The sequence below is a fragment of the Streptomyces sp. Edi2 genome, from assembly GCF_040253635.1.
Classification (GTDB): Bacteria; Actinomycetota; Actinomycetes; order Streptomycetales; family Streptomycetaceae; genus Streptomyces.
The window spans coordinates 5763982-5789940 of sequence record NZ_JBEJGX010000003.1; the positions used below are offsets into that span (position 1 = coordinate 5763982).

Here is a 25959-nt window from a genome sequence, read left to right on the forward strand (position 1 = left end):
TCGGACGGGGGATGGTGCGGATGTATGCGCCAGTTGCGGGTGAAGCGGGCGGGGCGAGAGCCGGGTACGGGGGACTGATCGGTCCGTACGTGGTGCTCCGCCCTCTGGATGACGAGCGGTCCGGGGTGCCCGTACCGGAGCAGCGGTTCATCGGGCGGAGCGCGGACGGGGACCGTACGGTGCTGATCGGCGTCCCGCTGCCGGAGACCGACCCCGGGCGGTTCCTCGCCGAGGCGGAGGCCTCGCGCTATCTGCTCGGGCCGTGGGCCGCACCGGCCGCCGAACTCGCCGCGCCCGGCGACGCGCCCTGGCACGCCCGCCCCTACCTCCCCGCGATCCCGCTGCCCACCGCGCTCGCCCTGTACGGCGGGCCGCTGCCCGAGCGGACCGTACGGGCGCTCGGCGCGGCCCTGATGGAGACCCTGATCGTCGGGCACGGGCAGGGCCTGGCCCATGCCGGTGTGTCGCCCGCCGCCGTGCTGCTGGCCGCCGACGGGCCCCGGCTCACCTGCTTCGGGGCGGTGCGCGCCGCGGCCGAGGACGGCACGCCGCGCTCCGGGCTGCCCGGCCTGGAGTCGGGGAGCCTGCCGCCGGAGCAGGCCGCCGGCGGGCGGCCGCAGCCGATGGGCGATGTCTACGCACTCGGCGCGACCCTCGCGTACGCCGCCACCGGGTACACCGTGCCGGAGCGGGAAGAGCTCCCCGCCGCCCTGCGGACCGTCGTCACGGGCTGCCTCTCCCGGGACCCGGCGGCCCGGCCGCGCCCCGCCGAGGTGCTGGACGCGCTCAGCCCGATTGCCGACGAGGGCGCGCGAGTACCCGGGCCCGAAGCTGCGGGTGGCGCCGCCGGCCCCCTGCCGCCCGCCACCGTGCTCGACGCCGCCGGAAACCCCGCGGGCCGCGCCGCCGCCGCGCTCGGCCCCGGTTGGCTGCCAGGACGGCTCATCGCGGCCCTCGCCCGCCAGTCGGCCGAGGTGCTCGCCGCCACCCTCCCGACTCCGCCCGCCGCACGCCAGGACTGACGCCCGCCATGCCCTTTCCCCTCGCCCATGACGACCCGCCCGGCCTCGGCCCGTACCGCCTCATCGCCCGGCTGGGCAGCGGCGGCATGGGCACCGTCTACCTGGCCCGCTCGCCGGGCGGCCGGACCCTGGCGCTCAAGACGATGCACGCCCGGATCGCCACGGAGACCGCATTCCGTACCCGCTTCCGGCTGGAGGCGGATGCCGCCCGGGTCATCGGCGGCCGGTACGGCGCCCAGGTCGTCGACGCCGATCCGCTCGCCGAAACCCCGTGGATGGCCACCGAGTACGTCCTCGGCCCGCCGCTCGACGAGGCGGTGGAGCAGGCCGGTCCGCTGCCCGAGGCGACGGTGCGCGCCCTCGGGGCGGCGCTGTGCGGGGCGCTCGGGCAACTGCACCAGTCGGATGTCGTCCACCGCGACCTCAAGCCGTCCAACATCATGGTCACCGCGCACGGCCCGAAGGTCATCGACTTCGGCATCGCCCGGGCCCTCGGCGACGACCGGCTGACCCACGCCGGTGCCGCGGTCGGCACCCCGGCCTTCATGTCGCCGGAGCAGGCCACCGGAGAGGAACACGCCCCGGCCGGGGACGTCTTCGCGCTCGCCGGGGTCCTGGTCTTCGCCGCCACCGGCCGCGGCCCGTTCGGCAACGGGCAGCCGGCCGACCTCCTCTACCGGGTGCGCTACAGCGAGCCGGACCTCACCGGCGTGCCCGCGGCCCTGGTCCCCGTCCTGTCCCACTGTCTGGCCAAGGATGCCGCGCAGCGTCCGACGACCGCCGAGCTGGCAGCTCAACTGCACGACGGCACGGGGGAGTTCGCCGACCAGTTGCCGGACGTGGTGCTCGCCGAGATCGGGCGGCGGGCGAGCGAGGTCTGGCAGGTGGTCCCGCAGCGGCTGCCCGCACCGCCCGGCCCGCCGCCGACCGTGCCGTCCGCCGGCGCCCCCGCCCGCCGCCTGTCCCGCCGGGGGCTGCTGATGGCGGGCGCCGGGTCGGTGCTCGGCGTCGCGGGGGCCGGGGCGGGGGTGTGGGCCTGGCTGGGCGCGAGCGCGCCGGCGCCGGGGCCCGGCACCGGGCCCGGGTACACCGAGCCGAAGCCGGGGCCGAGCGTCAGCGCGGTGAAGAAGAAAAAGCTGGACTCGGTGTGGCAGAAGCAGTACGGCGGCCCGGATGACGACCAGAACCCCGAAGTGCCCCTGCTCGCCGGTGACCAGGTGGTCCTGGTGGCCAATGCAGGGGCGCGCGGTGTGGACGCGAAGTCCGGGGCGTCCCGGTGGACGTTCTCGCTGTACGCGGATGACTCGTGGCAGGTCGCCTCGGACGGCACCCGTGTCTATCAGATCGCGAGGGACGAGCATCGTGACGCGAACGGCTCGCTGCGGTCCGTCTCGTGGTTCCTCGCCCGCGTGGACCTCGTCACGGGCAAGGCAGGCAAGCGCCTCGCCCCGGTGTCGGACGACCGGGACAACGGCCTCATCAGCCGGTTGCTGGCCGTCGCCGGCGACACGGCCTACCTGGCGATCTCACACGGGAAGGTCAAGCGGTACGAACGGCAGCTGCCCTGGTCCGTGAGGGCGGTGAACCTCCGCACGGGGAGCCCGGAGTGGACCGACCCGCTGCCGTTCCACTCCGCCGAGAGCGACGAGAACCACTTCCTGTCCGCCAAGGTCGTCGGCCACCTCCTGGTGGTCCTGCAGCAGATGAACGACGGCACGGTCCGGATCGCGGCCCGCGACACCCGTACCGGGAGGGTGGTCTGGGACAAGCCGTGGAAGGGCGCCGACCGGCGGCTCGTACGGGATCCGCTCACGGCCGACGACCAGCATCTCTACCTGGGCTACGGCCCGTTGCGGGCGCTGCGGCTGAGCGACGGCGGGCAGGCGTGGGACACGGCCGCCACCCGCCCCGGGAAGACGTACGGGCCGCCGGCCCTCAAGGGCGGGGTGCTGTACGCGGTGGAGAAGGGCCTCGGCCTGGTCGCGTTCGGCACCGGAAGCGGAAAGCCGCGATGGGCGGAGAAGAGCGCGGAGGGCCCGCGGGCGGACCACGTCGTCCATCCGGTGATCGGTTCCGCGTACGCCTACACCTACAGCCACACCGACCAGCTCCTCCGGGCCGTCGGCCTCACCTCGCACACCACCGAGCAGTTGTACAAGACCAGCGGGACCCGGTTCACCGCCCATGAGAAGAGCGGGATGGTCATCGCCTCCGGCCCCGACTTCCTCGCCGGCTTCCCCCTCCGCTGAACGCGCCACCACGCGATACGACCCGCCACGACCCGCCACGACGCGCCTGATCCTGCTGAACCCGCCTGCACCTGCCTGCATCTGCCTGAACCGCCTGAAGGACACCGCCCATGAACCCCCTCGGCACCGGCGATCCCCTCCGCCTCGGCCCGTACCGCCTGCTCGGTGTGCTCGGCGAAGGCGGTATGGGCAAGGTCTACGTCGGCCAGGACACCGAAGGCACCGTGGCCGCGGTCAAGGTGCTGCGGCCCGAACTCGCCGACGCGCCGCAGCTCGCCCAGCGCTTCGTCCGCGAGGCGCAGGCCGCACGGGCCGTGACGAGCACGGGCGTGGCGGGCGTCCTGGGGGCGCAGACCGAGGGCGGCCGCCCGTGGATCGCCACCGAGTTCCTGGCCGGGCCGACCCTCGATGAGGCCGTCGAGGCGTACGGCCCCCTCGACGAACCGGCCCTGCGCGCCCTCGCCGCGTCGATCGCACGCACCCTGGCGGACATTCACGCCACCGGCCTGATCCACCGCGACCTCAAACCCCCGAACATCGTCCTGACGTCGGCCGGCCCCCGCGTCATCGACTTCGGGATCGCCCGCCCCGAGCACGGCCTCACCCTCACCTCCACCGGCCAGGTCCCGGTCACCCCCGGCTACGGCGCCCCCGAACAGGTCCTGGGCCGGCGCGTGGCCTCCTCGGCCGATGTCTTCTCCCTGGGCGCGGTCCTGGTGTACGCGGCCAGCGGGCATCGCGCCTACGACGCCTCCCACATCGCCGCCCTCCAGTACAAGGTCGTCCACGACGAACCCGACCTGGACGGCGTCCCGGAAGCCCTGCGGCACCTCATCGCCCCCTGCCTCGCCAAGGACCCGGCCGCCCGGCCCGCGCCCGCCGAGATCGCCGCCGCCTTCGCACCACCGCGCGGCGCCGAACGGGCCTGGGGGCGCGGCCCGGTGGCCGAGGCGATCAAGGAGCGGGAACGCGGCATCCACGATCTGACCGCGCCGACCCTGCCCGACGGCGGCTCCGGTCGTCCGGTGACCCGGCGCAGGCTGCTGACGGGCCTGGCGGCGGGCGGAGCGGTGCTGGCCGCGGGCGGCGGCGCCGCGGCGGTCTGGTGGCCCCGTGAGCCGCGGCAACCGGCCGCGAAGCGCGATCTCTTCGCCTTTCCGCCCGCCGCCAGGACCCCGAAGGCGCATGTGCTCGACGCGGACAACGGCGACTACCTCAGCGGCGGCGAGGTGAAGCCGCTGTGGGGCCCGGTCGACGTCCTCGCCGACGACACGCCCGCGCCGCTGCCCGTACGGGACGTCATCGTCTTCGGCGCCCGCGGCGGCGGGATCGCCGCCCACAACGTCGTGGACGGCAAACGCCGTTGGGCCGCCCGCGGCGTCAGCGCGACCGGCCGCTACCTCTCCCTCTCGGACCGGCTGATCGCCGCCCTCGACACGAAGGGCACGATCCGCACGTTCGTCGCGTCGACGGGCGAGCCCCGCTGGACCGCCGACGCCGGGGCGAGCGTCCTGCTGGCCGCCGACGACGAGGCGGTCTACGTCCTGACGAAGGACCATCAACTCCGCGCCGTCCGGAGCTCCGACGCCACGATCCGCTGGACGGCGAAGATCGCCGCCGGCTACCGCACCAAGGTCGAGCCGCCGGGCGCCGTCGCCCACGGCCGCCTGGTCCTGTCCACCGGCGACGGCAATGTGTTCGCCGTCGACACGGCCGACGGCCACCAGGTGTGGGACCTGCCGGGCCAAGGGGGCGGCCTGATCCGCCCGGCCGTCCACGGCACCACCGTCTACCTCAACGGCAAGACGCTCACCGCCCGCCGGATCCGCGACGGCAAGAAGCTGTGGTCGGTCGACAAGCGGGATGCCTGGGACAAGCACGAGGACTGGGGTCCGGCGACGGTCTTCGACGACCGCACCGTCTGCGCCGCGCACGGCAGATGGCCCAGCATCAGGAAGACCGGCGACGGCAGCGAGATCCAGGGCGGGAACGGGGAGAGCATCCTCGGGCTCCCGGTGTTCATCCACGGGCGCGCCCTCTGGTCCATCGAGGGCGACCCCTGGTACAAGGTGTTCGCCGCGGATCTGTCGACCGACGTCCCCGTCCTGACGTACAAGCTCCCCGCGGCCGAGCGTTCCTGGCTGGTGGCGGACGGCAACCGGGTGTTCGTCCTCCACGGCACGTCGCTCTACGCGCTGCCGGTGCCCTGAGTGCCAGGGTGCGCCGGGGCCCGGGGGTGCCGGGGACGGGCCTCGGTCCGGCCGGGGCCGGTGCCCGGCCGGACCGCATGGGGGGCCGGGCCGCTCAGCCCTTCACCGGCGCATGCTCCCGCAGCACCTCCATGAACGCCCGCATCCACTCCGGCTGGTCGTTCCACGCCCGCGCCGAGACGACCTTGCCGTCGACGACCGCAGGGCCGTCGACGAAGATCCCGCCGCCCATCGCCACATCCGGCGCGCAGGCGGGGTAGGCGGCGGTCCGGCGGCCCTTGAGGACGCCGAGGGGGGCCAGGGTGGTGGCCGCGTGACAGATGTGGGCGACGGGCTTGTCCTCGTCGAAGAAGTGGGTGACCACCCGGCGGTAGTCGGAGTCGTTGCGCAGGTACTCCGGCGCCCGGCCGCCCGGGAGGACCAGCGCGGCGTACTCCTGCGGGTCGACCTCGGACAGGGCGAGGTCGGACGGCCAGGAGTGGCCCTCGCGCTCGACGTAGGTGTCGAAGCCCTCGACGAAGTCGTGCACCACGAACCGCAGCTTCTTCCGCGACGGGGCCGCGACCTGCGTCTCGTACCCCTCCTCCAGCATCCGCTGGTAGGGGTAGAAGAACTCCAGGTCCTCGGTGGCGTCACCGGCGATGATCAGGATCTTGGGCATGGTGCGGACTCCTCACAGGACAGGGGCCGTATCGGATCCATCGGTTCCCCACTCGGCGCCCTCGAATGCGTCGTCCGCCCACGCGCCCGCCCACGCGCCGTCCCGCTCGCCCACACGCCCGTCCCGCCCGTTCACACGCCCGGCCCGTCGGCCCGCCGACGCGCCCGCCCCGCCCGCCGGCGCCCCGGACCTACCCGCCCGCCGGCCCGCCCCGGAGCCGGGCAGCGCCGCTCAGGTCCACAGCTCCGTGATCGCCACGTCCAGGCCGGCCAGCAGACGGCGCAGCAGCGGCAGGGAGAGGCCGATGACATTGCCGGGGTCGCCGTCGATGCCGTCGATGAAGGGGGCGGAGCGGCCGTCGAGGGTGAAGGCGCCCGCGACGAACAGCGGTTCGCCGCTCTCGACGTAGGCGGCGATCTCGGCGTCGGTGGGCTCGCCGAAGCGGACCGTGGTCGAGGCGGTGGCGGAGACCTGGCGGCCGCCCGCCGCCGTGTCGATGACGCAGTGCCCGGTCTGCAGGATGCCGGAGCGGCCGCGCATGGACTTCCAGCGGGCGGTGGCATCCTCGGCATCGGCGGGCTTGCCGAGCGCCCGCCCGTCCAGCTCCAGGACCGAGTCGCAGCCGACGACCAGCGCACCGGCGGCCTCCGGGCGGGCGGCGACCGCGGTGGCCTTGGCCTCGGCCAGGACACGGGCCAGCTCACCGGGCGTGGCGGCGGTGAGCGCATCCTCGTCGACGCCGCTGACGATGACCTCGGGCGCCAGCCCGGCCTGGCGCAGCAGGGCCAGCCGGGCGGGGGACTGGGAGGCGAGGACGAGACGGCGGGGGCGGGGCTCTTCGGTCATGTCCGCCATCGTACGGAGCCGCGGGCCCCGCCGGGGCGCCCGGACTACTTGTTCAGCACCGCCTCCATCACGGACTTCGCGATCGGCCCGCCCAGCTTGCCGCCGGCGATCTCCGACCGGGGGATGTCCATGTCCTTGGGGTCGACGAAGACGGCGACCGCGACCGGGGAGGAGCCGTCGCTCTGCTTGGCGTAGGAGACGAACCAGGCGTAGGGGCGCTCGTCGTTGACGTTCGCGCCGTGCTGGGCGGTGCCGGTCTTGCCGCCGACCGTCACGCCGTCGATCTTGGCCTTCGAGGCGGTGCCCTCGTTGGCCGTGTACTCCATCATCTGCTGCACCTTCTTCGCCGTGTCGGCGGAGACGGCCTGGGACTTCAGCTTCGGCTTGATCTTCTCGATCGTCGACAGGTCGGGGCCGCGCAGCTCGTCGACGATGTGCGGCATCATCACCTTGCCGTCATTGGCGAGCCCGGCGGCCACCATCGCCATCTGCATCGGGGTGCTGGTGAGGCTGCCCTGGCCCATACCGGTCAGCGCGGTCTGCGGCTTGTCGAGCTTGTCCGGGTAGAGGCTCTTGCTGGCCAGCATGTCCCCGAGCTCCTTGTCGTAGACGTCGGAGTTGAAGCCGAACTTCTCCGCGGTCTCGCGCATCTTGTCCTTGCCGACCTTCAGCGCGGTGTCGAGGAAGACGTTGTTGCACGACCACTGCATGCCGGTCTTCAGCGAGGCCTTGTCGCAGGGCGCGCCCGGGACATCGTTGCCGATCTTCGTCGTGCTCTGCGGGAGCTGGTACGGAGCGGGTGCGTTCGAGGGGGCGTCGATGTCCGACACCACGCCGTTCTCCAGGGCCGCCGCCGCGGTGAGGATCTTGAAGGTGGAGCCGGGCGCATAGGTCTCGCGCAGCGCCCGGTTGCTCAGCGGCTTGGTCTTGTCGGTGTCCATCTCCTTGAACTTCCGGCTCTCGGCGTTGGAGATGCCGGCGAACACCGACGGGTCGTAGGAGGGGGTGGAGGCGAGCGCGAGGACCCGGCCGTCGCGCGGGTCGAGGGCGACCACCGCACCCTTGGCGTTGAGGTCGGTCAGCCCCTTGTACGCGGCCTTCTGCGCCTTGGGGTCGATAGTGGTGACGACATCGCCGCCGCGCGGCTTCTTGCCGGTCAGGATGTCCTGGGCGCGGTTGAAGGCGAGCCGGTCGTCCTTGCCGCTGAGCACCTTGTTGTAGATGCCCTCCAGGAAGGTCGTGCCCTGCGCCTGCGAGGCGAAGCCGGTGATCGGCGCGTACATCGGGCCGTCCTTGTACGTCCGCTTGTACTTGAAGTCACCTGAGGTCGCCACCGAGCCGGTGACCGGCTTGCCGCCGACGATGATGTTGCCGCGCGGGTAGGAGAACGCCTCGATCTTGACGCGCCGGTTGTGGGGATCGTTGGCGAGTTCGTCGCCCTGGACGAACTGGACCCATGTCGCGCGGGCCAGCAGGGCCAGCACCAGCACCCCGCAGAAGACGGCTATATGCCTCAGCGGCCTGTTCATCGCTCTCCCACTCCCGGCTGGACGCCGCTCCGCGGCCGGCCGCCCGAATTGCACTGTCGAGAGAGAAAGAGGCTGTTTCAGCGGTGATGGTTGCGAGCGGAAACTGTGAGGGTTACCTCCCCGCGGACGGGAACGGCTACCTCCCCGAGATCAGAACCATCAGCACCACCGCGACCACGGCCAGCACGATGCCCATTCTGCGGAGCTTGGCCTGCACATCGCGCAGCTCCTCAGGAGGCTCATCGGGCGGATCTGACCACAGCATGTCTCGATCCTGAGCCCGATGTGCCCGTGGCGCCTGAGTACGCGTACTCAGGCGCCACGGGCACAATGGACTAGTCAATGCACTATGCACCGACCTGACGCGGCCGGTCACCGCGCCCATACCGGCCGGTCAGTGCGGCCAGTAGCTCGTCCGCCAGGCCCGCGGGCCGGGGTGCGGCATCCGCGCCCGCGCCGGAACCGTGGACGCGGGATCCGACCACTCGGTGCCGCGATCGGCTCCCTCGGGCGCGACGGAAGCGGCAGCCGCCGCGCGGACCTGCACCACCGCCAGTGCGGCGGCCAGCTCCTCGGGTGTGGGATTGCCCCGTACGACCCTGATCACCGAAACGGCCCTCCTTCGCTGGTTCTGGTTGTGCCGGTCAGAGCGGAATGTTGCCGTGCTTCTTCGGCGGCAGCGCCTCGCGCTTGTTGCGCAGCGTGCGCAGCCCGCGCACGATGTGCCGGCGCGTCTCGGACGGCATGATCACCGCGTCGATGTAGCCGCGCTCGGCCGCGACATACGGGTTGAGCAGGGCGTCCTCGTACTCCTGGATCAGCTCCTGGCGCCGCTCGTCCTGCGCGGCCTGGTCCTCGATCGAGGCCAGCGTGCGGCGGTGCAGGATGTTGACCGCGCCCTGGGCGCCCATGACGGCGATCTGCGCGGTCGGCCAGGCCAGGTTGAGGTCCGCCCCCAGGTGCTTGGAGCCCATGACGTCGTACGCGCCGCCGAACGCCTTGCGCGTGATGACCGTGATCAGCGGGACCGTCGCCTCCGCGTAGGCATAGATCAGCTTGGCGCCGCGCCGGATGATCCCGTCCCACTCCTGGTCGGTGCCGGGCAGGAAGCCGGGCACGTCCACGAAGGTGATTACCGGAACGTTGAACGCGTCGCAGGTCCGCACGAACCGCGCGGCCTTCTCCGAGGCCTTGATGTCCAGGATGCCCGCGAACTGCATCGGCTGGTTGGCGACCACACCGACCGCATGGCCCTCGACCCGCCCGAAGCCGGTCAGGATGTTCGGCGCGAACAGCGCCTGGGTCTCCAGGAACTCGTTGTCATCCAGGACATGCTCGATCGCGACATGCATGTCGTACGGCTGATTGGCCGAATCCGGGATCAGGACGTCCAGCTCGCGGTCCGTGTCCGAGGTCTCCAGGTCCGCCTCCTCCGGGAAGGCCGGCGCCTCGGAGAGGTTGTTGGACGGCAGGTAGGACAGCAGGCCCTTGACGTACTCGATGGCGTCCTTCTCGTCCCCCGCCATGTGGTGCGCCACACCGGAGGTGGTGTTGTGCGTACGGGCGCCGCCCAGCTCCTCGAAGCCGACGTCCTCACCGGTCACCGTCTTGATGACGTCCGGACCGGTGATGAACATGTGCGAGGTCTGGTCCACCATGACCGTGAAGTCGGTGATGGCGGGGGAGTAGACCGCGCCGCCCGCACACGGGCCGACGATCAGGCTGATCTGCGGGATCACACCGGAAGCATGGGTGTTGCGGCGGAAGATCTCGCCGTACATGCCCAGCGAGGCCACGCCTTCCTGGATGCGCGCGCCGCCGGAGTCGTTGATGCCGATGACCGGGCAGCCGGTCTTGAGCGCGAAGTCCATCACCTTGACGATCTTCTCGCCGAAGACCTCGCCCAGCGCCCCGCCGAAGACCGTGAAGTCCTGGGAGAAGACGGCCACCGGGCGGCCGTCGACCGTGCCGTAGCCGGACACCACACCGTCGCCGTAGGGGCGGGTCTGGTCCAGCCCGAAATTGGTCGACCGGTGCCGCGCGAACTCGTCCAGCTCGACGAACGAGCCCTCGTCCAGCAGCAGATCGATGCGCTCACGCGCCGTCAACTTTCCCTTTGCGTGCTGCTTTTCCACCGCACGGGCGGAACCGGCATGCGTGGCCTCTTCGACCCGCCGCTGCAGGTCCGCCAGTTTGCCCGCGGTGGTGTGGATGTTTGCTTCCGGCTCGGACATCGGGATGCGGCTCCTGCTCGTCCTGGACTGGTGCTCGTACTGAGGGTGGTACGGGATTGGCTACCGATCCGTAGCGTATCGGCGGGACTGCTCAGCGGCACTGCGTCGTTGACCACACCTAGGCTGGCCCCATGACGTCTCAACCACCGGAAAACCGGGACAAAGATGCCGGTCGCTGGAGCGATCTGGGCCGCCCTCCGCTGAACGCCACGGCGTTGCGCCGCGCCCTCGTACGGCCCGACTCGCTCTGGACCGCCCTGGACGTCGTCTCCGCCACCGGCTCCACCAATACCGACCTGGCGGCCCGCGCGGCACAAGGGGAGGCAGAGGGCGCCGTCCTCATCGCGGAGGAGCAGTCGGCCGGCCGCGGCCGCCTCGACCGCACCTGGTCGGCGCCCCCGCGCTCGGGCCTCTTCCTCTCCGTCTACCTCATCCCCCAAGTCCCCGTGGCGCGCTGGGGCTGGCTCCCCCTGCTCACCGGAGTCGCCACCGCCGCCGCCCTCTCCCGGACGGCCGGCGTCGACACGGCCCTCAAGTGGCCCAACGACCTGCTGGTAACTTCCGCGGACTCCGACGCCCTGCGTCCCGGGGGCACCCTCACGGAACGCAAGGTGGGCGGCATCCTCGCCGAACGCGCCGGCCCCGGCGTCGTCATCGGCATCGGCCTCAACGTCTCCCTCACCGCCGCCGAACTCCCGGTGCCCGCCGCGGGCTCACTGACCCTGGCCGGCGCCAGTACCACCGACCGTGACCCGCTGCTGCGCGCCGTACTCCGCTCCCTGGAGCACTGGTACACCCAGTGGCAGTCCGCCGACGGCGACCCCGCCACCAGCGGCCTCCACGAGGCCTACGCCGCAGGCTGCGCCACCCTCGGCCGCTCCGTACGCGCCGAGCTCCCCGGCGACACCGCCATCACCGGCGAGGCCGTAGCCATCGACGCCGACGGCCGCCTGGTACTGGCCACCGCAAACGGCGTACAGCAGCCGGTGGGCGCAGGGGACATCGTCCATTTGCGCCCGGCTACGGAGGCGTAGCGGCAGATCGGGCGGGGCGCCCACCGGGGGCTGTATGAGTGACGGCTACCGGGGCGGCCGCCGTTGTTCGTCTCCGTGACGGCACCGGGGGCGGCGGGACGGCCGCCGACGGAGTGGGGTGGGCCGCCCGGCGGCGCCCGTGTCAGTGACGGCAACGGGTACGGCGGGACGGCCGCCGACGGAGTCGGGTGGGACACCCGCGACGCCTGTGTCAGTGACGGCAACGGGTACGGGGGACGGCCGCCGACGCCCATGTCGGTTGTCTGTGACGGCAATGGGTACGGCGGGAGGGCCGCCGACGACGTAGGCCGGAGGGGATGCCCGGTGCCCCGCCCGCAGGACCGGAGCGAACGCCGGGGCACTCTATGCCACGTACCAGGGCCGCCCGCGCCGTGGGGGCACCTCCCGGCCGAAGGCTGGGGGAGGGGTACCGGGCGTCCCCTCCGGCCCCCCACCCACGGCGGATACGCGCGACACCGGCCCCCACCACCCGCTGAACAGCACTGAACCGCACCGAACCACACCCCCCGCCGCGCCGACCCACCCCCACCACTTCCTTGTCCATAGCCAACATGTGAGAGTGAGCCAGAGCACACCTGCCGTATCGTTGAGGCGGTCCGCCAGGGAGCGGACCACCGGCGAGCAGTGATCGGAAGGGCAGTGCGCAGGGATCGGACAGGGAGCGGCCGGTGACCGCCGACGACTCGGGCGCCACCCCGCGCGACATGGACACCGAGGACGACGCCGTGCGCGACGTCCCCGTCGACGATCCCGCACGCGGCTGGGGCGACACCGCCACCGGCAGGGGCGAGACCACCGCCAACGGCGACGAGAACAACATCGCCGTCCGCCTCGAACATCTCATCCTCGGCGCCGACCGCCGCTACACACCGTTCCAGGCGGCCCGCGCCGCCGGCGTCTCCATGGACCTCGCGGCCCGCTTCTGGCGGGCCATGGGCTTCGCCGACATCGGCCAGGTCAAGGCCCTCACCGAGGCCGATGTGCTGGCCCTGCGCCGGCTCGCCGGCCTCGTCGAGGCCGGCCTGCTGAGCGAGGCCATGGCCGTACAGGTCGCCCGCTCCACGGGCCAGACCACCGCCCGTCTCGCCGACTGGCAGATCGACTCCTTCCTGGAGGGCCTGACCGAGCCGCAGGACTCCGGCCTGACCCGGACGGAGATCACCTACCCGCTGGTCGAGCTGCTGCTCCCCGAGCTGGAGGAGTTCCTGGTCTACGTCTGGCGCCGCCAGCTCGCCGCCGCCACCGGCCGCGTCGTCCGGGCCCAGGACGACGCGGAAATGGTCGACCGCCGCCTCGCCGTCGGCTTCGCCGACCTGGTCGGTTTCACCCGTCTGACCCGCCGCCTGGAGGAGGAGGAGCTGGGCGAGCTGGTGGAGGCGTTCGAGACGACCTGCTCCGACCTGGTGGCCGCGCATGGCGGCCGGCTCATCAAGACCCTCGGCGACGAGGTCCTTTTCTCCGCCGACGACGCGGGTATCGCCGCCGAGATCGGGCTCCGGCTGATCGAGACGATGACCAATGACGAGACGATGCCTGAGCTGCGGGTCGGCATCGCTTTCGGCACCGTCACGACCCGGATGGGCGATGTCTTCGGTACGACGGTCAACCTCGCCAGCCGCCTCACCTCGATAGCGCCGAAGGACACCGTGCTGGTGGACGAGGCGTTCGCCGAGGAACTGGGCCGTATCGGTGACGCGCCGGTCTCCGAGGCCGACGCCGCGGCCGCGGAGAAGGCGGCCGCGGAGGGCACCGGCGCCCCGCCGCCGTCGTACCGCTTCGCCCTCCAGCCGATGTGGCAGCGACCGGTGCGAGGCCTGGGTGTGGTCGAACCCTGGCTGCTGAGCCGCCGCCCAGTTCAGGGCACCGGCGACTGAGCCGCAGGCTCGGCCTCAGGCCCAGCCCCAGGCCCAGCCTCAGGCCCAGCCCCAGCCCCAGCCCCAACCCAGAGAGCCCTCCGGCCCGAGCCGCCGTCCCGTCCCTGTCCCCCAGGCCACCCACCTGGCATGATCCCCACGTCAGGTCAACGCCCGTTAACAGGGAGGGTTGCATGGAACGGCAGGGGCAACGGCAACAATTCGGCGCGGACGGCTGGGTGGCCGTCGAGCGCCACGGCCACAACGGCCACGTGGCGGAGCTGATCATGGACCGCCCGAAGGCCATGAACGCCGTCTCGACGGCCATGGCCGACAGCTTGGCGCAGGCCTGCGCCGAGCTGGCCGCGGACCGCTCCGTACGGGCGGTGGTCCTCAGCTCCACCCACGAGCGGGCGTTCTGCGTGGGCGCGGACCTCAAGGAGCGCAACTCCTTCACGGACGCGGACCTGATGCGCCAGCGTCCGCACACCCGCGCCGCGTACACCGGCGTACTGGAGCTGCCGATGCCCACCATCGCGGCGGTGCACGGCTTCGCGCTCGGCGGCGGCTTCGAGCTGGCGCTCGCCTGCGATCTGATCGTCGCGGACGGTACGGCGGAGGTGGGGCTGCCGGAGGTGTCGGTGGGCGTCATCCCCGGCGGTGGGGGCACCCAGCTGCTGCCGCGCCGGGTGGGTGCGGCGCGGGCCGCCGAGCTGGTTTTCACCGCGCGGCGGGTACGGGCGGCCGAGGCCGCGGAGCTGGGCCTGGTGGACCGGCTGGTCGCGGACGGGCAGGACCGGGCCGGGGCGCTGGAGCTGGCGGCCACGATCGCGCGTCATTCGCCGGTCGGGCTGCGTGCCGCCAAGCGTGCGATGCGTCTCGGGCACGGGCTGGATCTGCGGGCCGGTCTGGAGGTGGAGGACGGCGCCTGGCGCAGTGTGGCCTTCTCCGGGGATCGGGCGGAGGGTGTGGCGGCCTTCAACGAGAAGCGTGAACCGGAGTGGCCTGGGGAGTGACGTTGGCCGGTGGGGGCTGCCGTTGCGCGTCTCCGCCGTGGGTGGGGGCCGGCGTCGGGCGTCTCCGCCGTGGGTGGGGGCCGGCGTCGGGCGTCTCCGCCGTGGGTGGGGGCCGGTGTCGCGCGTCTCCGCCGTGGGTGGGGGGCCGGAGGGGATGCCCGGTACCCCTCCCCCAGCCTTCGGCCGGGAGGTGCCCCCACGGCGCGGGCGGCCCTGGTACGTGGCATAGAGTGCCCCGGCGTTCGCTCCGGTCCTGCGGGCGGGGCACCGGGCATCCCCTCCGGCCTATGTCGTCGGCGGCTGTCCCGCCGTACCCATTGCCGTCACAGACAACCGACATGGGCGTTGGCGGCCGTCCCCCGTACCCGTTGCCGTCACTGACACGGGCGTCGCAGGTTTCCCGGCCAACTCCGTCGGCGGCCGTCCCACCGTCCCCGTTGCCGTCACCGAGACGAACAACGGCGGCCGTCCCGTCCCGCCCCTGGGCCAGGAGCGACCCGAGGAGCCAAGCGACGAGCGGCGCCGATAACGACGCGAATAACGCCTAGGTGTCAATCACCTACGGAAAGGGGCGAAAGGGGTTAAACATTCCTACGCTGTAATAACGGAGCGTGCTCACGGTGACGGAATGCGAGGATCCGGTGACGGGCGAGGGCGATGCGAGGCTGCGGGCCGTGGTGGAGCTGGCGCAGGCGATGGCGGCCGCGCATACACCGCGCGACTCGGCGCACGCCGCGGCGCAGGGAGTGCGCCAGGCCCTGGGGGGATCCTTCGCGGCCATCTCGAAGTGGGAGCGCGAGCTGGGCAAGCTGCGCGTGCTGGTCAACGTAGGCGAACTCGCCGCCGACGAGGAGGAGTTCCCGGACGACGAGAGCTACCCCGTCCATGAATTCCCGGAGATCGTCGGCTTCCTGCACGAGCAGTGGGCGGGCGGTGGCGAGCCCAGTGCCTGGGTGGAGACCGCTGAGGAGCCGCACGACGGCCCGGTGCCCGCGGCCGCGGCGCAGTGGCGGGGCGGGGACGGAGGCGGGGGTGGAAACGGGAGTAGCGGTAGAAGCGGGGTCAGGGACGGGGTCGGCGGCGCCAACCCGCAGCGGGTGGCCGCGCTGCGCCGTCGCGGACGGGGTTGCTGCGTGGTCGCGCCGATCGTGCTGCACGGCCGGGCGTGGGGCGAGCTGTATGTCGCGCGGCGGACGGGCGAGCCGGTCTTCGGCCGGCCGGACGCCGACTTCGCGAGTGTGCTCGCCGCGGTGACGGCCGCCGGGATCGCCCAGACCGAGCGGCTGGCGGAGGTCCGCCGGCTGGCCTTCACGGACTCCCTGACCGGCCTCGCCAACCGTCGTGCCGTCGATATGCGGCTGGACGAGGCGCTGGAGCTGCACCGCAGGGACGAGGTGGTGGTCAGCCTGGTGGTGTGTGACCTCAACGGGCTGAAGCGGGTGAACGACTCGCGCGGCCATGCGGTCGGGGACCGCTTGCTGGAGCGCTTCGGGTCGGTGCTGTCCCTGTGCGGGGCGATGCTGCCGGGCATGCTGGCCGCCCGGCTCGGCGGCGATGAGTTCTGCCTGCTCGCGGTGGGCCCGCCGGCCGACGAGGTGGTCAAGGTGGCCGGTGAACTGTGCGACCGGGCGGGGGAGTTGGACCTCGGTGAAGGGGTGGCGGTCGGAGTCGCCTCGACCGGCGACCCGATCGGGCCGGTGCGCAGCGCCCGCCGGCTCTTCCGGCTCGCGGACGCCGCGCAGTACAAGGCCAAGGCGGCGCGGTCGGGTGAGCCGGTGGTCGCCGGGCGGCACGGCGGCAAGGATGACCCCGTCGTCCGGCTCGCGGACGCCCCGGACCGGCGGTCGGGGCCGGAGCGCCGCCGCTTCCGGAGGTGAGTGCCATGTTCCGTGCCATGTTCCTTGCGCAGGCCCGGGTTCCTTGCCTACGCCCCGTAAGGGGTGATCCCCAAACCTGGTGGTGACATCCGGCGATTCAGTCTCTAGGGTGCCTGAATATGGATATGCACACTGTGGTGCTGGGAACCTCCGGCACGACCGCACAGGACGTCATCGCGGTGGCCCGCGGCGCGGCCCGGATCGAGCTGTCCGAGGAGGCCCTTGCGGCCGTTGCCACCTCCCGCGCCTTCATCGACGAACTCGCCGCCAAGCCCGACCCCGTCTACGGCGTCTCCACCGGCTTCGGGGCGCTCGCCGTACGGCACATCAGCCCCGAGCTGCGTGTGCAGCTCCAGCGCAACATCGTGCGCTCGCACGCGGCCGGCATGGGCCCGCGGGTCGAGCGTGAGGTCGTCCGCGCGCTGATGTTCCTGCGGCTGAAGACGCTCGCCTCCGGGCGCACCGGCGTCCGCCCGCTCGTCGTCGAGACCATGGCCGCCATACTCAACGCCGGCATCACGCCCGTCGTGCACGAATACGGCTCGCTCGGCTGCTCCGGTGACCTGGCGCCGCTGTCGCACTGTGCCCTGACGCTGATGGGCGAGGGCGATGCGGAGGGCCCCGACGGCGTCGTGCGGCCGGCCGGCGAGCTGCTGGCCGTGCACGGCATCGAGCCCGTCGAACTGCGCGAGAAGGAGGGGCTGGCCCTCCTCAACGGCACCGACGGCATGCTCGGCATGCTCGTGATGGCCTGCGCGGATCTCGCCCGGCTGTTCACCTCGGCGGACATCACCGCGGCCCTCTCCCTGGAGGCGCTGCTCGGCACGGACAAGGTCCTCGCGCCCGAGCTGCACGCCATCCGCCCGCACCCCGGGCAGGCCGCCTCGGCGGGCAACATGTCCAAGGTGCTGGCGGGCTCGGGCTTCACCGGCCACCACCAGGACGACGCCCCGCGCGTCCAGGACGCCTACTCCATCCGCTGCGCCCCGCAGGTCGCCGGCGCCGGCCGGGACACCCTCGACCACGCCCGCCTGGTCGCCGACCGCGAGCTCGCCGCGGCCGTCGACAACCCGGTGGTGCTGCCGGACGGACGGGTCGAGTCCAACGGCAACTTCCACGGCGCCCCGGTTGCCTACGTCCTGGACTTTCTGGCCATCGCCGCGGCCGACCTCGGTTCGATCGCCGAGCGCCGTACGGACCGGCTGCTGGACAAGAACCGTTCGCACGGACTGCCCGCCTTCCTGGCCGGGGACCCGGGTGTCGACTCCGGGCTGATGATCGCCCAGTACACCCAGGCCGCCCTGGTCAGCGAGCTGAAGCGACTGGCCGCGCCCGCCTCGGTGGACTCCATCCCGTCCTCCGCCATGCAGGAGGACCATGTCTCGATGGGCTGGTCGGCGGCGCGCAAGCTGCGTACCGCGGTCGACAACCTGACCCGGATCGTCGCCGTCGAGCTCTACGCGGCGACCCGCGCCATCGAGATGCGCGAGGGGCTGACGCCTGCCCCCGCCACCCGCGCCGTGCTGGACGCGGTGCGCGCGGCCGGTATCCAGGGCCCGGGCGGGGACCGTTTCCTGGCGCCGGATCTGGAGGGCGCGTATGCGTTCGTGCGGGCCGGGAAGCTGGTGGCGGCCGTGGAGTCGGTCACGGGCGAGCTGGCGTAACGACGGGGTCGGGGCCGGGGCCGGGGTGCCCCGCCGTCCTCCCCAGGGGTGGCGTCCCTAAGGGGTGTCTCCCTTACGGGGTCTCCCCGCGCTCCGTCTCTAAGGGGTCTCGCCGTGCTCCGCCCCTGGTAGGGGGTTCCCGCTCGCCGTCCCCAGGGGGTCTTCCCGATCTCCGGGGGGGGGAGGCTCAGGCAGCGTCGTCGCGGGTGCGGCGGACCGAGTAGCTGACCAGCCCGGCGCCGAGCGCGAGACAGGCGGCGCCGCCGATCACGTACGGCGTGGTGTCCGGGCTGCCGGTGTCGGCGAGGAGGTGCGGCCGGGTGCCGGTGGAGCCGCCGTCGTCGGCGTCGGAGACCGCTCCGGTGCCCGTGCCCGTCCCGGAGCCGGTGCCCGTGCCGCTGTGGTGCGGGGTGGTCGTCGTGGAACCGCCGCCGGGGCCCGCTGCCGCCCTGCTGCTCAGCCGGTCGGCCAGGCCGGGACCGGTCGCGGCGGATGCCGTCCGCAGACCGGAATCTGTCGCTCCGTCATGTCCCGCGCTCGCATTGGCGGAGGGGACGAACCACAGGGCGAACAGTACCGATCCCGCGGCTGCGGCGGTCAGCAGTGGACGTCGTGCGGTCACGGAAGCGATCCCCCTTGTGGGTTCGGCGAATTGGCCGTTGACCTCAGATGTTAGTGACCGCCGCGGGTCGCGGGGAAGTCAGGACCCGTCCATGCCTAACCTCCGTGCTATGAGCAATGGTGAGACATCACGTTTTGTGCGCCTTCATGTGGAACTGATCATGGAGGTTGCCGACGCCCCGCAGCTGACCGGCGCGGCCCTCGATCACATCAACGGCGACCCGTCGCTGCCCGACGAGGAGCGCAGACAGTCCCTGGAGACGGTCAAGGAGGATCCGGCGGAGGCACTGGCCCACCTGATCGATCCGTTCGACCTCGTCTCCTCGGTGCCGGGCACCGAACTGGCCCAGGCCTCGTGGAGCAGTGAGGAGCTGACCGACTACGACCCCGACGCCGAGTGGAACGCGGCGGAGTGGGATCTGGCGGACGACGCGGACGGGGAGGGCTGACCGCCGCACCTCGTCCCGCCGCCCGAACCCATAGGGCCCCCGTACGGCTGCGCGCCGTACGGGGGCCCATGACGTGGCCGGTGTGGCCGATGCCGGGGTGTGGCTGGTGTGACCGGTGTGGCTGTCGGCTGCCGGGTAGCCCGGCAGCCCGGCACATCGGCAGTCGGGCGGTCCAGCAGGTCGGTAGTCCAGCAGGTCCGGCACGTCCGACTTCGGACTGTGTGTGCCCTGTGACCGATCTACGGGCATAAGTGGCCTTCCCCACACTTCATGGAGGCATGGAACGGGTGAAACGGAAAAGGCGTTTATATGGCGTCGGCAGGAATGCCTACGTCCGGATATGCCTGCGTTCAGTTGGCAGCTCGCTCGGGGAATGATGCGAAATCGGTAGTTACGGAGATGCGTGTGATGACGGACAGCCAGCGCCGGAAGGGGCTCATAGCCAGCGCCACGCTGCTCGGGGGCGTACTCACGCTCGCAGCGTGTGGCGGCAGCACAGCAGCTGACCAAGGCGACGGCGGCGCTGACGGGCCCCGGCACGAGAACACCCAGCAGGTGGACGAGGCGGCCGCGAAGGACGCCTCGCAAGCCAAGATCAAAATTCTGCCGGAGGACGGCGCGACCGGTGCCGGCGTCAACAACGACGCCAAGGTCACGGTCAGTGCCGGAAAGCTCACCGACGTCACCCTGACCTCGGCCGAGTCCAAGCAGAAGGTCGGCGGAACCCTCTCCGCCGACGGCACCTCCTGGAAGCCGGACAAGGCGCTGGACCGCTCGACGAAGTACAAGGTCACCGCGCATGCGAAGGACTCCCGCGGGCGCACGGCCGTGGAGAACTCCAGCTTCACCACCGTCGCCCCGGAGAACAGCTTCGTCGGGAACTTCACGCCGGAGAACGGCTCGACCGTCGGCGTCGGTATGCCGGTGTCGATCAAGTTCGACAAGCCGGTCAAGAACAAGGCCGCCGTCCAGTCCGCGATCAAGGTCGCGTCCAGCAGCAACCAGCAGATCGTCGGCCACTGGTTCGGTGACAAGCGGCTGGACTTCCGCCCCCAGGAGTACTGGAAGGCGCACTCCAAGGTCACCTTGAAGCTCGGTCTCGACGGTGTCGAGGCGTCGCCGGGCGTCAAGGGCATCCAGAACAAGACGGTCAGTTTCAACGTCGGTCACTCGCAGGTCAGCACCCTCGACTCCGCGGAGCACGTGATGTACGTGGTGCGGGACGGCGAGCTCATCCAGACCCTCCCGGTCTCGGCCGGCAGCGACGACCATGCGACCTACAACGGCCAGATGGTCATCTCCGAGCGGTTCGAGCAGACCCGGATGGACGGCTCGACCGTCGGCTTCAAGAAGAAGGACGGCAAGGGCGAGTACGACATCCCCGATGTGCCGCACGCCCAGCGCCTGTCGGACTCCGGCACCTTCATCCACGGCAACTACTGGGGCAAGGGCGTCTTCGGCAAGGCCAACACCAGCCACGGCTGCATCGGCCTGGAGGACGCCAAGGGCGCCAAGGACCCGAAGACGCCCGGCGCGTGGTTCTACAACAACTCGCAGATCGGCGACGTGGTGGACGTCGTCAACTCGCCTGACCAGACCGTCAAGCCGGACAACGGCCTGAACGGCTGGAACATGGACTGGTCGCAGTGGGTGACCGGCAGTGCGGTGCCGGTGCAGTAGTCCGGACTGGCCTGCTGCCCGGCTGCCCGGCATTCCGGTTGTCCGGCAGTCGGGCATTCCGGCTGCCCGACGTGGGACGGCTGGACAGCCGGTGGTGATTCCGCCATGAAGTGACCGACGCCCGGTGGCGCCCCGATCAGGGCACCACCGGGCGTCGTGGTGGCTGCGCGGAGGCCCCGCCGCCGACCATCACCGCGATGCGGGCCAAACCCACCGTGGTGCGGGCCCCGAACCACCGGGAGGTGGGCCCCGAACCACCGCGATGCGGGCCCCAGCCACCGCCCAGCCACCGGGACGCGGGCCCCGAGGCGCCCTCCGTACAGTGAGCGGGTGAGTGAGCGCAGGAGCAAGGGACGCGGGAGCGACGGGCGCGGGAGCGAGGGACGCGGAAGCAAGGGACGCCGGAGCGAAGGACCCGGTGGGCCGTCGTCGGCGGACGCGGCTCGTGAACTGGTCGGGCAGGTGCTCGGCAGCGTCCGCTACGCGCCGGACGGTGCGCAGGCCGAGGACGCTATCGAGGCGGGCGCCTCGATGCTGGCCGCGGCCGAGGCCGGCTGGGAGGCGGTGAGCGCGGCGGTGGTCGCCGCCGCCGTGGCGGGCGTGCGGCAGTGCTGGGCGGGTGGCTGGCAGCCCGCCGACCTGGAGCGGATCGTCCGACGGGACGCATCCGGCACATCAGTCACATCCGGCGCATCCGACGCCTCCCTGGTGGCCGTGGTCGTCGACGCCGTCGCGGCCGACGCGGCCCGGCCGCCGGCCCCGCGGCCTGTCCGGGACACCCGCTGGGCCGAGCAGCTGCGGCAGCTCGGTGCCGAGGTCTGGTGGGCGTCCGACGCCGGCTACCTCGACGCACTGGCCAAGCGCCGCCGCGCCTCCCGCTTCGAGACCGCGTACGACCTACTGACGGCGCTGCGCGCGCTCGCCCGCCTGCCCCGAATCACCCCGCTGCCGGCCCCGCCGCAGCCCGGCCGGGGAAACGGCCCGGCCGGCGCCGCCGCCTCACGTGCCCTCGGGCGGATCCGCGGGCTGCTCGCCAAGGCCGAGGCGACCGACTACGCCGAGGAGGCGGAGGCGCTGTCCGCCAAGGCACAGAAGCTGATGGCCCGGCACAGCATCGACGAGGCGCTGCTCGACAGCGCCGCCGCAGCGGACGGGCAGGCCGGTGGCCCCTCCGCGGTCCGCATCGGCATCGAGGGCCCGTACGAACAGGCCAAGGCGCTGCTGCTCGACGCGGTGGCGGCCGCCAACCGCTGCCAGGCCGTCTGGGCCGCCGACGTCGGCTTCTCGACCCTCGTCGGCTTCGCGCCCGACCTGGAGGCGGCCGAGATGCTCTACACCTCGCTGCTGCTCCAGGCCACCGCCGCGATGCACCGCGCGGGCGACGACCACCATCGCGCTCTCAAGCAGCAGGAGCAGGACCGAGCTCCCAAGGAACGGGGCGGAACCCCCGTCGCCCGCGGCTCCCGCCGTACCCGGGACTTCCGCCAGACCTTCCTCGTCGCCTACGCCGCCCGCATCCGCGACCGGCTCGGGGCGGCCACCGCCGCGGCCACGGCCGCCGCCACCGCCGAGTCCGCCGAAGCGGCCCCCGGCCTCCTCCCGGTCCTCGCCGCCCGCGAACTCGCCGTGGCACAGACCACCGGCGCCCTCTTCCCCGACACCGCCCCGGTCCGCCTCCGCGGCGTACGCGACGCGGACGGCTGGCACCAGGGCAGAGCGGCAGCGGACCGGGCACGACTGGGCGGGGGCGACGGGGAGGGGTGAGCCACGACGAGGCTCCCGTACGCCCTCTACCTACGTGACCCGCGCGCCCCATACGCACGATCCGCGTGTCCGCTAAGACAGCAACCCGCGCTCCAGAGCCGTGATCACGGCCGCCGTGCGGTCCGACACCTCCAGCTTCTTGAAGGCACGCAGGAGATGGGTCTTCACCGTCGCCTCACCGATGAACAGCTCCCGGCCGATGTCGGCATTGGTCAGTCCCTGGCTGACCAGCCGCAGGACCTCGCACTCCCGGGCGGACAGCGGCGGCGGCTCCACCGCCCGCGCCCGGAACAGCTTGGTGGCCAGCGACGGGGTCAGCACGGTCGCCCCGCGCGCCGCGCCGTGGACGGCCTCGATCAGCTCGGCCCGGGAACTGCCCTTGAGGAGATAGCCGGCCGCGCCCGCCTCCACGGCCCGCAGGATGTCGGAGTCGTCCTCGTAGGTGGTGACGATGACCACCTTGCTGCGCGGCGCCTGCCGCAGGATGTGCCCCGTCGCCGCGACCCCGTCCATCCCGCCCATCCGCAGGTCGAGCAGCACGACGTCCGGCAACAGCCGGGTCGCCAGCGTCACGGCTTCCTCGCCGGAGCCCGCCTGCCCCACCACGTCGATGCCCGGGTCGGACTCCAGGATCGCGCACAGGCCCTCGCGTACGACGGGGTGATCGTCGGCGAGCAGCACCCGCACCGCGACCGTGTCCTCAGCGCTCATCATCCGCCGCCTTCCCCCGATGCCCGGCCGCCCTGTCCACGGCCTCGTCCTCGGCCCCGGTCCCGTACGCGGTCTCCTCCCCGGTCCCGTACGCGGTCTCCTCCACGGCCCCGTACGCGGTCTCCTCCACGGGCACCGTCACCTCGACGGTGGTGCCCACCCCCGGCTCGCTCACCACGCTCAGCACCCCACCGGTCTGTGCCACCCGCGCCGCCATGCCCCGCAGCCCGAAGCCCCCGCCGTCCCCCTGGCCCTGCCCCGCCGCACCGCGCTCCTGTTCCCTCCCGGCCGCTCCCGCTGCTGCCGTTCCCGCTGCCACTTCCGCCCCCGCCCCCGCCGCCGCATCGAACCCCTTGCCATCATCGGCAACACGGAGCACGACCTGCCCCGCGTCGTACCGGAGCATCAGCTCCACCGCGCGGGCATCGGCGTGCTTGCGCACATTCGCCCCGGCCTCCTGTGCGGCACGCAGCAGTACGACGTTGACCGCCATCGGCAGCGGCCGCTCGTCCCCCTCGACGGCGAACCGCACCAACAGCCCGCTCTCCGCGATCAGCCCGTCCGCCTGCCGCCGCAGCGCCTGCGCCAAGGAGCTCTCCTGCAGGGACGCGGGCGTCCGGTCGGCCACGAAGGCGCGCGCCTCGACCAGGCTCTCCTTGGCCACCCTCCCGACCAGCGCGAGGTGCTTCCGGGCGACGGCGGGGGCGCCCTCCACCTCCGAATCCGCGGCCTGCACCAGGCTGATGATGCTGGTCAGGCTCTGGGCGAGGGTGTCATGGATCTCCCGTGCCAGCCGCTCGCGTTCGGCGAAGATCCCGGCCTGGTGCGACAGGCGGGCCACCTGCTCGCGGTTCCGCCGCAGCTCCTCGATCAGTTCGGCGTGCTCCTTGTTCTGCCGTACGACGCGTTTGATCCACAGCCCGAGGAGTGCCGACAGGGCGATCCCGAGCAGCGACGCCAGCAGCACGAACAGCACGGTCGGGCCCGCGGCGCCGCCGCGCAGCCACAGGATCGTCACGGGGACGAGATTGCCGAGAACGCCGGCCACCAGCGCCGGCCTGGTCGCCAGACTCATCATCAGCATCGGGATGAGGGCGAACAGCGCGAAAGAGCTCATCAGATCGACGGCAGTGGCGACCCCGAACAGCACGAAGAGTCCGACGGGGAAGACGATGTTCCGCCGGTCGCTCTCATGACGCAGCATCAACGGCCGCCCGAGCCCCGCATACCAGGGCACGATCAGCGTCAGCGCGGCGATGGCGATTACCCGGCCGCCCTCCGGGACCCCGGAAACCTCGGAACCCGCAGAGGCCCCGGAGGCGAACAGCAGCCCCGTGGTGACCAGGTAGCAGATCACGAAGTAGCTGTCCCACAGCCCGAACCAGCGCACCCGCGCCTCGGGCGCGTGCCGCGCCTCAGCCGTCACCGTGTCCCCCTGGATACCACTGTGTCCCCCTGGATATGAGCACCGCGCACCTGGAAGCGGGTGCGGCCGCGCGCCCAGTCCTATCACCCTGCTCCCGGTGCCGCGCTGTCCACCGACCGGTGGACAGCCGAATCCACCGGTCGGTCGTCCCGCAGCAACCTGCCTTCCCCATAACGTCGTTGATGCCCCCTCCGCGGACCTCGGAGAAGACCCAGGGAAAGGCCTAGGACAAGACCCCGGAAAGGCCTCGGGAAAGGCCCCGGACAGGTCCCTGGACAGGAACGGGGAAGAGAATCCGCAGACCGTCGGGAATTCCCGCAAGGGGAACCCTCCGAACCGCAGCGCACCCGCCGAGCAAGAGAATTCGCAGCACCGCAGAAAGGCCCGGATTTCCATGGACCACCTGAGTCAGTTCGCCGCTGCTCTCATCGCCAGCGCCACCATCCTCACCATCATCCTGGCGACCGACCTGGGCCGCCGCCGGGTCACCAACATGCGCATGCTGCGCTCCGTGATAGCGGTCGGCATCATCATTCCGCTCTTCGTGCACTCCTTCCCGACGTCCGGGAACGCGCCTTCATTTCAGCTCATAGGCTGTGGCGTGGGCGTGATCTGCGGCCTGATCGCCGGCGTACTTCTCCCCGCGCACCGCGGCAGTGACGGCCAGATCTACACCACCGGCGGATTCGGCTACGCCCTGGTCTGGGTCGTCCTTTCCTCCGCCCGCGTCCTTTTCGCCTACGGTGCCGAGCACTGGTTCGCCGAAGGCCTGATCCGCTTCAGCATCGAAAACCAGCTCAGCGGCCCCGATGTCTACGCCAATGCCTTTGTCTTCATGTCACTCGCCATGGTTCTCACCCGGACCGCGGTCCTCGTGACAAAGCGCCGCCGTATCCGTCACGCGGCCACCGACCCGGCAGCCACGGAGCAGCCGGCTGCGGTCTGACGGCTCCCCTTTCCCCCGCCGCCGCTCGCAGCGTCCTTCTGTGCTCCATTGCCGGCTGATTGAACGCACACCTCCGGTTGGCCGTACAGATAGCGACGGCGCCGACCTCCCGAGTCCGGTCCGCCGCGCCACCACCGGGCCTCGCA

The 25959-nt window shown here is 72.1% G+C and carries 21 protein-coding genes; 12 read left to right on the top strand and 9 right to left on the bottom strand.

Annotated features, from left to right (window positions below):
• Positions 1 to 20: 20 nt before the first annotated feature.
• The 3 genes from ABR737_RS28850 to ABR737_RS28860 all read left to right on the top strand — a co-directional run bounded on the left by ABR737_RS28850 (position 21) and on the right by ABR737_RS28860 (position 5481).
• On the top strand, positions 21 to 1022 hold the full coding sequence (locus ABR737_RS28850) for a serine/threonine protein kinase (RefSeq protein ID WP_502964391.1): 1002 nt from the start codon (positions 21 to 23) through the stop codon (positions 1020 to 1022).
• An 8-nt stretch (positions 1023 to 1030) separates the two neighbouring features.
• Positions 1031 to 3271, top strand: coding sequence for a protein kinase domain-containing protein (locus ABR737_RS28855; RefSeq protein WP_350253426.1), 2241 nt, complete (start codon positions 1031 to 1033; stop codon positions 3269 to 3271).
• A gap of 110 nt (positions 3272 to 3381) precedes the next feature.
• Positions 3382 to 5481 carry a protein kinase domain-containing protein gene (locus ABR737_RS28860; RefSeq protein WP_350253427.1) on the top strand — a complete coding sequence of 700 codons (2100 nt, stop codon included), beginning with the start codon at positions 3382 to 3384 and terminating at the stop codon, positions 5479 to 5481.
• A 94-nt stretch (positions 5482 to 5575) separates the two neighbouring features.
• Here the strand turns inward: ABR737_RS28860 and ABR737_RS28865 are convergent, their stop codons facing one another.
• The 6 genes from ABR737_RS28865 to ABR737_RS28890 form a co-directional block, all read right to left on the bottom strand.
• Positions 5576 to 6142, bottom strand: coding sequence for a DJ-1/PfpI family protein (locus tag ABR737_RS28865; RefSeq protein WP_350253428.1), 567 nt, complete (start codon positions 6140 to 6142; stop codon positions 5576 to 5578).
• A gap of 231 nt (positions 6143 to 6373) precedes the next feature.
• Positions 6374 to 6988 carry a nucleoside triphosphate pyrophosphatase gene (locus ABR737_RS28870; protein WP_350253430.1) on the bottom strand — a complete coding sequence of 205 codons (615 nt, stop codon included), beginning with the start codon at positions 6986 to 6988 and terminating at the stop codon, positions 6374 to 6376.
• Positions 6989 to 7032: 44 nt separating this feature from the next.
• Complete coding sequence (locus ABR737_RS28875; protein WP_350253431.1) at positions 7033 to 8517, bottom strand: peptidoglycan D,D-transpeptidase FtsI family protein; 1485 nt, start codon at positions 8515 to 8517, stop codon at positions 7033 to 7035.
• A gap of 136 nt (positions 8518 to 8653) precedes the next feature.
• Positions 8654 to 8782: a morphogenic membrane protein MmpB gene (gene mmpB / locus ABR737_RS28880; RefSeq protein WP_328384907.1), complete on the bottom strand. Its 129-nt coding sequence runs from the start codon at positions 8780 to 8782 to the stop codon at positions 8654 to 8656.
• A gap of 129 nt (positions 8783 to 8911) precedes the next feature.
• Positions 8912 to 9124: an acyl-CoA carboxylase epsilon subunit gene (locus ABR737_RS28885; protein ID WP_350253432.1), complete on the bottom strand. Its 213-nt coding sequence runs from the start codon at positions 9122 to 9124 to the stop codon at positions 8912 to 8914.
• A 37-nt stretch (positions 9125 to 9161) separates the two neighbouring features.
• Positions 9162 to 10751, bottom strand: a complete 1590-nt coding sequence (locus tag ABR737_RS28890; protein WP_350253434.1) for an acyl-CoA carboxylase subunit beta — start codon at positions 10749 to 10751, stop codon at positions 9162 to 9164.
• A gap of 131 nt (positions 10752 to 10882) precedes the next feature.
• Between ABR737_RS28890 and ABR737_RS28895 the strand changes: the two genes are divergently transcribed.
• The 5 genes from ABR737_RS28895 to hutH all read left to right on the top strand — a co-directional run bounded on the left by ABR737_RS28895 (position 10883) and on the right by hutH (position 18216).
• Positions 10883 to 11785, top strand: coding sequence for a biotin--[acetyl-CoA-carboxylase] ligase (locus tag ABR737_RS28895; protein WP_350253435.1), 903 nt, complete (start codon positions 10883 to 10885; stop codon positions 11783 to 11785).
• 689 nt (positions 11786 to 12474) lie between these two features.
• Positions 12475 to 13680 (top strand): adenylate/guanylate cyclase domain-containing protein, encoded by a 1206-nt coding sequence (locus ABR737_RS28900; protein WP_350253437.1) that lies wholly within the window; start codon positions 12475 to 12477, stop codon positions 13678 to 13680.
• A gap of 173 nt (positions 13681 to 13853) precedes the next feature.
• On the top strand, positions 13854 to 14675 hold the full coding sequence (locus ABR737_RS28905) for an enoyl-CoA hydratase/isomerase family protein (RefSeq protein ID WP_350253438.1): 822 nt from the start codon (positions 13854 to 13856) through the stop codon (positions 14673 to 14675).
• A 695-nt stretch (positions 14676 to 15370) separates the two neighbouring features.
• Entirely contained in the window at positions 15371 to 16552 is a 1182-nt protein-coding gene (locus ABR737_RS28910; RefSeq protein WP_350256956.1) for a GGDEF domain-containing protein, read from the top strand.
• Positions 16553 to 16671: 119 nt separating this feature from the next.
• Positions 16672 to 18216: a histidine ammonia-lyase gene (hutH, locus tag ABR737_RS28915; RefSeq protein WP_350253440.1), complete on the top strand. Its 1545-nt coding sequence runs from the start codon at positions 16672 to 16674 to the stop codon at positions 18214 to 18216.
• Positions 18217 to 18403: 187 nt separating this feature from the next.
• Here hutH and ABR737_RS28920 read toward each other — a convergent pair whose 3' ends face one another.
• A complete protein-coding gene (locus ABR737_RS28920; protein WP_350253442.1) occupies positions 18404 to 18838 on the bottom strand; it encodes a hypothetical protein in 435 nt (144 codons plus the stop codon).
• A 109-nt stretch (positions 18839 to 18947) separates the two neighbouring features.
• Between ABR737_RS28920 and ABR737_RS28925 the strand changes: the two genes are divergently transcribed.
• The 3 genes from ABR737_RS28925 (at position 18948) to ABR737_RS28935 (ending at position 22730) form a co-directional block, all read left to right on the top strand.
• Positions 18948 to 19286, top strand: coding sequence for a hypothetical protein (locus ABR737_RS28925; protein ID WP_350253444.1), 339 nt, complete (start codon positions 18948 to 18950; stop codon positions 19284 to 19286).
• Positions 19287 to 19694: 408 nt separating this feature from the next.
• On the top strand, positions 19695 to 20966 hold the full coding sequence (locus ABR737_RS28930) for a L,D-transpeptidase (protein WP_350253445.1): 1272 nt from the start codon (positions 19695 to 19697) through the stop codon (positions 20964 to 20966).
• Positions 20967 to 21428: 462 nt separating this feature from the next.
• The gene (locus ABR737_RS28935) at positions 21429 to 22730 is read left to right on the top strand and encodes a DUF2786 domain-containing protein (RefSeq protein ID WP_350256957.1); all 1302 of its coding nucleotides are present in this window, start codon (positions 21429 to 21431) and stop codon (positions 22728 to 22730) included.
• Between the two features lie 72 nt (positions 22731 to 22802).
• Here ABR737_RS28935 and ABR737_RS28940 read toward each other — a convergent pair whose 3' ends face one another.
• Together ABR737_RS28940 and ABR737_RS28945 are read right to left on the bottom strand one after the other, a co-directional pair.
• Entirely contained in the window at positions 22803 to 23441 is a 639-nt protein-coding gene (locus tag ABR737_RS28940) for a response regulator (RefSeq protein WP_350253447.1), read from the bottom strand.
• Complete coding sequence (locus ABR737_RS28945; protein ID WP_350253449.1) at positions 23431 to 24867, bottom strand: sensor histidine kinase; 1437 nt, start codon at positions 24865 to 24867, stop codon at positions 23431 to 23433. Before ABR737_RS28945 ends, ABR737_RS28940 begins: the two co-directional genes overlap by 11 nt.
• Before the next feature lie 394 nt (positions 24868 to 25261).
• Between ABR737_RS28945 and ABR737_RS28950 the strand changes: the two genes are divergently transcribed.
• Positions 25262 to 25813, top strand: a complete 552-nt coding sequence (locus ABR737_RS28950; RefSeq protein ID WP_350253450.1) for a hypothetical protein — start codon at positions 25262 to 25264, stop codon at positions 25811 to 25813.
• Positions 25814 to 25959: the final 146 nt, after the last annotated feature.